Annotated in this window: 7 protein-coding genes; 1 reads left to right on the top strand and 6 read right to left on the bottom strand. The window is 69.7% G+C overall.

The window, feature by feature from the left end; all coding sequences use genetic code 11:
• From G3O06_RS45860 to G3O06_RS45835, 6 genes are all read right to left on the bottom strand, one after another.
• Positions 1–690 (bottom strand): cytochrome c (locus G3O06_RS45860; RefSeq protein WP_205820038.1); only part of this gene is annotated, 690 nt, incomplete at its 3' end.
• Positions 691–740: 50 nt separating this feature from the next.
• Positions 741–1556: an ABC transporter ATP-binding protein gene (locus tag G3O06_RS45855; protein ID WP_205820037.1), complete on the bottom strand. Its 816-nt coding sequence runs from the start codon at positions 1554–1556 to the stop codon at positions 741–743.
• Positions 1550–2644 carry an ABC transporter permease gene (locus tag G3O06_RS45850; RefSeq protein ID WP_205820036.1) on the bottom strand — a complete coding sequence of 365 codons (1095 nt, stop codon included), beginning with the start codon at positions 2642–2644 and terminating at the stop codon, positions 1550–1552. The genes G3O06_RS45855 and G3O06_RS45850 overlap by 7 nt, the downstream gene beginning before the upstream one ends.
• A 4-nt stretch (positions 2645–2648) precedes the next feature.
• Entirely contained in the window at positions 2649–3683 is a 1035-nt protein-coding gene (locus tag G3O06_RS45845) for an ABC transporter substrate-binding protein (RefSeq protein ID WP_205820035.1), read from the bottom strand.
• Between the two features lie 32 nt (positions 3684–3715).
• Complete coding sequence (locus tag G3O06_RS45840; RefSeq protein ID WP_174996463.1) at positions 3716–4555, bottom strand: class II aldolase/adducin family protein; 840 nt, start codon at positions 4553–4555, stop codon at positions 3716–3718.
• Between the two features lie 23 nt (positions 4556–4578).
• Positions 4579–5664: an LLM class flavin-dependent oxidoreductase gene (locus G3O06_RS45835; RefSeq protein WP_205820034.1), complete on the bottom strand. Its 1086-nt coding sequence runs from the start codon at positions 5662–5664 to the stop codon at positions 4579–4581.
• 294 nt (positions 5665–5958) lie between these two features.
• On the opposite strand from G3O06_RS45835, the gene G3O06_RS45830 reads away from it, so the two are divergent.
• Positions 5959–6314 (top strand): acyl-CoA dehydrogenase family protein (locus G3O06_RS45830; RefSeq protein ID WP_205820033.1); only part of this gene is annotated, 356 nt, incomplete at its 3' end.

The following is a 6314-nucleotide window of genomic DNA, read 5'->3' as shown; positions in this document are numbered from 1 at the left end:
CGCGCCTTCCGCCTGCGCGCCGCTGCCCGCGGCGAGCGCTTTCAGGTAGTCGAGCACGGCCCAGGTGTCCTGGGGGCCGAGTGTCGCGGCGAAGCCGGGCATCGTCGCCGCGCCGTGTTCGTCGCGCGTGCCGTGACGTACGCGCCAGAACAGCTCGCCGTCGAGACGCCGGGCGAGCAGCGCGCCGGCAAAGGTCGGCGGCCAGTGCGAGAGCGAGGCCGCGAGCGGCCCTTCGCCGCGTCCGTCCACGCCGTGGCATGCCGCGCAGTGTTGCGCATACAGGTGCGCGCCGCGCATCACGTTCGCTACCGAAAACGGCGCGGGATCGCGCTGGAAACTCGTCGGCACGGCGGGCGAGAGCCACAGCGAAGACGGCGGCCACGGCGCGAGCCACGCAATGGCCAGCGCGGCGAGTGCCGAAGCGACTCGCCACTTGCGCGATGCGAGCGCGATACCCGCGAGCAAGACGGCCAGCGTCGCCGCCGCGGCGGCGAACGCGAGCTGTCGCGTGAGTCCTGCGTCGATGCGCAGCGTTTCGAGCGCGACGCGATGGGTCCATGGCCACGCGGCTTGACCGTCGGCGTCGCCCGTCAGCCCGAGCGCATGCAGCACGCGCGCCAGCACGATTTGCGCGCGGTACAGTCCTTGCAGAAACAGGAGCGCCCAGTCGGCGAACGTCGGCGCGTTCATCGGCTATGTTCCCGCCGCGCGGCGGCCCATCGTCGAACGGCACCGCGCATCTACCAGCTCGCGTCGAGCCCGAGGTGCCGCAACGCGTCGTGACGCAGCTCGGCGAGGCGCGGGTCGCCGCGATGGCGCGGATAGGGCAGGTCGACGCGCAGTTCGGCGACGATTTGTGCGGGACGCGGCCCGAACACGATCACGCGCTGCGCGAGGAACAGCGCTTCCTCGACATCGTGCGTGACGAGCAGCGCGGAGAAACCGTCGCGTTGCCACAGCGCGGTGAGCTCGGCCTGCATCGTGAGCCGCGTGAGCGAATCGAGCTTGCCGAGCGGCTCGTCGAGAATCAGCAGGCGCGGATCGTTGACGAGCGCGCGGGCCAGTGCGACCCGCTGCGCCATCCCGCCGGACAACTGGTGCGGGAACACGTTCGAGAATTCCTGCAGCCCGACGCGCGCGAGCGCATCGTCGACACGATGCTGCGATGCACGCGCCACGCCGCGCGCTTCGAGGCCGAGCGCGACGTTCGCGCGCACGCGGCGCCACGGGTACAGCGTCGGGTCCTGGAACACGACGATGCGCGACGGATCAGGTTGTTCGATCGGCACGCCGTCCTGTGCGATCGTGCCCTGGCGCGCGGCGTCGAGGCCCGCGACGAGGCGCAGCAGCGTCGACTTTCCGCAGCCGCTCGGGCCGAGCAGTGCGACGAATTCGCCGGCCGCGACCGACAGCGTGACGTCGTCGAGCACCGGCAGCGCGCCGCTGGGGCCGTCGAACGCATGGCTCACGCGGCGGATGTCGATGCGCGCGCCGCGCGGCGCCGCGACGGCGGGTGCAGCGGCAACGGAAGATTCGAGTACGGCGGCGCTCACCATTTGACGGTTCCTTTCTGCCAGGCGAGCACGCGGTCGCGCACCGCGAACAGCAACGCGATCAGCCCGGAAAACAGCAGCGCCATCACGATCAGCGCCGCATACATGTTCACGTACGATGCCCAGCCCTGCGCCCAGCTCAGGTACCAGCCGAGCCCCGACTTGACGCCCATCATCTCGGCGACGACCAGCACCGTGAACGACGCGCTCAGCCCCATGAAGATGCCGACGAACACGTGTGGCAGCGCGGCCGGAATCGCGACGCGGAGCACGAGGAAGCGTGCGTTCGCACCGAGCGTGCGCGCGACGTCGTAATACTGCTTGTTGACGCTCGCGACGCCCGACCACGTGAGCACCGCGACCGGGAAGCCGGTCGCGAGCGCGATCAGGAACGCTGCAGCCGAATAGCTCGACGGGAAGAAGTAGAACGTGAGCGGCAGCAGCGCGGTGGCCGGCACGGGGCCGAGCACGCGCAGCACCGGATGCACCCAGTAGCCGATCCGGCGCGACCAGCCGATCGAGACGCCGACCGCGAAACCGACCGCGACGCCATACGCAAAGCCGAGCGCGAGCAGCTTCAGCGTGTTGCCGGCGCTGCCGAGGAGGCGCGGCCAGTCGTCGATGTAGACCTCGATCAGCGCCTGCGGCGGCGCGAAGAACGGCGTTGGCAGCCAGCCGGTTTTCGCGGTGAGGAGTTCCCACGCGGCGAGTACGAGTGGCAGCGCGACTAGCCATGGGCCGGCCGGCCGCACGCGCGCGAGCCGCGTGCGCGTCGCGGGGACGAGATGGCCGAGCGTCGCGGCGACGAGCAACAACGCGGCGATCGTCCACGCACCGACGGCGAATTCGTCGGTGTACGCCCAGTCGCTGAAGCCGACGACGCGGTTCGGCCATAGCTGCGTGAGGGCGCCGAGCGCGGCCCATGCGAGCGCGGCGACGATGCCGGTCGGCCAGGTGCGTGCGCGGCGCGCTTCGGCGGCCAGCGTGGCTTCGCACACCGTGCAGGCGGTACGCGTCGCCGATGCGGTAGCACTGCCGCCGGAAGGGGCGGACGCGGTGCGTGCGGAGGGAGCGTGTTCGATCGTCGACATCGCGTCACCCCAGCACGTTCGCATAGACCTGCTGCGCGAAGCGCTGCGGGTCGGTGCTCTTCTTCAGCACGCTGATGCGGCGGAAGTCGTCCGCGTAGAACGCGATTTCCTGCTGCAGGTCGACGTTGGTCGGGTGGTGGTTGTAGGTGAGCGTCGCGTAGAGCTTGCGCAGGTCCTCGGGGCTGATCTTCGGCGAATACTTCGCGAACACCTTCGCGGCTTCGTTCGGGTTGTCGTGCGTGAACTCGGTGGCCTGCACGATCGAGCGCGCGAGCGCGGCGGCCGACGGCCGGTCGTTGCGCACGAGATCGCCGCGCGCGCCGATCACGCAGCACACCTTGCGCGCGTATTCACCGGACAGGTTCGTCGCCAGTTCGGTGTATGCACCGTTGCTGCGCTTCTCGAGCAGATAGAGATTCGGGTCGCCGTCGGCGATCGCGTGGATCTCGCCCTTGTCGACCGCCACGCCGAGCAGGTCGGCCGGATACTGCCGCCACGTGATGTCGCGCTCGGGATCGATCCCGTTCTTCGCGAGCAGGATCGAGAAGAAATGCTTGCCGGGCGCGGCCAGATCGCTGACGCCGACCGTCTTGCCTTTCAGCGCCTGCAGCGTCGTCACGCCGGCCGCCTTCGCGCCGACCAGCCGCACGCAGCCGCCGTGCGAGCTGCCGATGATCTTCACGTCGAAGCCGGCTTCGAGCGGCTTCAACCAGCGGTGGATCATCCCGACCGCCGCATCGGCCTTGCCGGTCGCGATCGATTCGAGCAGCTGGTCGGTCGACCCGCTGTAGTTGATCAGGTCGACCTTCAGGCCGTTCTTCTCGAAGAAGCCGCGCTCCTGCGCGACGACGATCGGCGTCAGGCAGAACGCGTTCTGGTTCCACGCGAACGTGAGCTTCTTCAGCGGCGGCGCGGACCAGGCCTTGCGGCCCAGCGTGATCGCGGGCGCGGCGAGCGCGGCGGCGCCGGCGGCGCGCAGCAGCTTGCGGCGTTTGTCGTCGTGCGTATCGGCGGGCGCGGGTGCGGTGGTTAGGGTCATGTGGTCTGGTCTCCGGTCGTGCGGAAAGGCGCTCAGTCGAGCAGGTCGGGTTCGTCGGCGACGACGCGCGCGAACAGGCTGTCGAACGCATGCAGCGCACCCTCGGGGCCGCCGATCTGGCCGTGCGTGTGGCGCGCGGTGGCGTGATCGATCGGCTGCGGCGTGCCGGCCGCCTCGGCCAGCAACTGCGTGTGCGCGGCGTTGTCGAGCGCGATGTACCACCACGCGGCGGCCTCGACCGTCGGGCCGGCGGTCAGGATCCCGTGGTTCTTCAGGATCACGCCCTTGTGCGTGGTGCCGTCCGGCTTCACTAGTGCATCCGCGATCCGTGCGCCTTCGCTCGTGTCGACGACCATCCCCGTGAAGTCGTCGAACAGCGCGTGATCTTCGTAGAACACGCACGCGTCCTGCGTGAGCGGATCGAGCGGGCGGCCGAGCGTCGACCACGCCTTGCCGTACGTCGAATGCGTATGCGCGGCGGCGACGATGTGCGGATGCGCTTCGTGGATCGCCGCATGGATCGCGAACGCGGCCTTGTTCAGCGGCCGCGTGCCGATCGCGGTTTCGCCGCGGGCATTGACGAGCAGCAGGTCGGACACCTTGATCTGCGAGAAATGCACGCCGAGCGGATTCACCCAGAAGTGATCGGGCAGTTCGGGGTCGCGTGCGGTGATGTGGCCGGCGAGCCCCTGCGCGAAGCCGAAGCGTGCGAACAGGCGGAATGCGGCCGCGAGCCGTTCCTGACGGTGACGGCGCTCGGCGGCGACGTCGATGCGCGGCGCGGGCGCGTCGAACCAGAAATGCTGGCGCGGCGCTTCGGCGAGTTCGAGGCCCGATGCGGTACGGACGGGTGAGGAAAGGACGGCGGACATGATGGCGTATGGCTCCGTTGGGCTCAGGCGGCGCGGCGTGCCGCGTCGCGTGCGGCGACGGCACTGCGCACGCGGGGAATCAGTTCGCGGCCGTAGTCGATCGCGTCTTCGAGCGGATCGAAGCCGCGGATCAGGAACGTGGTCACGCCGAGGTCGTAGTAGTCGAGCAGCGCGTCGGCGACCTGTTCGGGCGTGCCGACGAGCGCCGTCGAATTCGAGCGCGCGCCGGTGAGCTTCGCGATCTCGGTCCACAGCCGCTTGTCGACGCGCGAGCCGCGATCGGCCGCGGCGAGCAGGCGGCGCGCGCCTTCGCTCTGCTGCGGCCCGCCGGCGCCGAGGCCGGCCGCTTCGCGCAGCCGGCGTGTTTCTTCGAGGATGCGATGCGCGCGCGCCCACGCTTCGTCTTCGGTCGCGGCGAGGATCGGGCGGAACGACACCGAGAAGCGCACCTGGCGGCCGTGCTTCGCCGCTTCGGCGCGCACACGCGTCGTCAGGTCGCGCACCTGGTCGAGCGATTCGCCCCACAGCGCGTAGACGTCCGCGTGCTTGCCGGCCACTTCGAGCGCGGCTTCCGATGCACCGCCGAAATAGATCGGCACATGCGGCTGCTGGAACGGCTTCACTTCCGAAAAGCCCTGCTTGAACCGGTAGTGCACGCCGTCGTGATCGAACGGCTGCGCTTCGGTCCAGATTCGCCGCAGGATGCCGAGGTATTCGTCGGTGCGCGCATAGCGCGCATCGTGATCGAGGAAGTCGCCGTCGCGCTGCTGTTCGCTGTCCGAGCCGCCGGAGATGAAGTGCACGGCGAGCCGGCCACGGCTGAACTGGTCGAGCGTCGCGATCTGCCGCGCGGCGAGCGTCGGCGCGGTGAAGCCCGGGCGATGCGCGAGCATGAAGTGGATGCGCTCGGTCGCGGCCGCGGCGAACGCGATCGTCAGCGTCGCCGACGGGCCGGTCGAGTGGTGCGGCACGAGGATCCGGTCGAAGCCGGCCGTCTCGTGGGCGCGTGCGAAGTCACGCACGTAATCGGGATCGACGACAGGGCCGGACGCCGGGTGGATTTCCGACTGCTTCTGGCTCTGGATCATGCCGATGAATTCGACGCTCATCTGGGTCTCCGGTGCAGGGACGTCCCGGCGCGTGGCCGGGCAGGAATGGAGCGCAGGTTAACGCCGGGATCATGCGAAACGGAAATAATCAATCCCGATTTGAATATCAGATTTGCATGGTTTGGGCGGGGGTGCGCTGCGCATACGCTATGGGCTCACGAACGATCGGGCGCGCGGGCGCCGGTGCATCCGGCGCCGCGTGTTCCAGATCGCCGACTTCATGAGAAGCCGCGCCGCGTGGCGATCGATTGCCGCGGTTGCTGCCTTTCCGCATGACCCAGGGAATCCGTTTCGATGTCCGCCAGCCTTGCCGCTTCCTCGCCGTCGCCGCAGCCGCGTTCGCTGCGCCTCCTGCCCACCGAAGATGCCGATGCCGACGACGCACGCGTCGCCGCGCTGCTCGACCGCCTCGCGCCGGAGCTGGCCGCCGATGCGGCCCGCAACGACGTCGACGGCCGCTTTCCGCACGAGAACTTCGCGCGGCTGCATCACGCCGAGCTGATCGCGCAGGTCGTGCCGCGCGAGCATGGCGGCGCCGGTGCGACGCTTGCGCAGGCGAGCCGGATCGTGGCCGCCGTCGCGCGGGCCGATCCGGCGACCGCGCTGGTGCTGACGATGACCTATCTGCAGCATCGCGCGCTCGCTCGTGA

Source organism: Burkholderia sp. Ac-20345, assembly GCF_017104825.1.
In the GTDB taxonomy this organism is placed as follows: domain Bacteria; phylum Pseudomonadota; class Gammaproteobacteria; order Burkholderiales; family Burkholderiaceae; genus Burkholderia; species Burkholderia lata_B.
The sequence above is the reverse complement of the archived record's forward strand: the minus strand, read 5'-3'. Positions and strand labels throughout refer to the sequence as shown.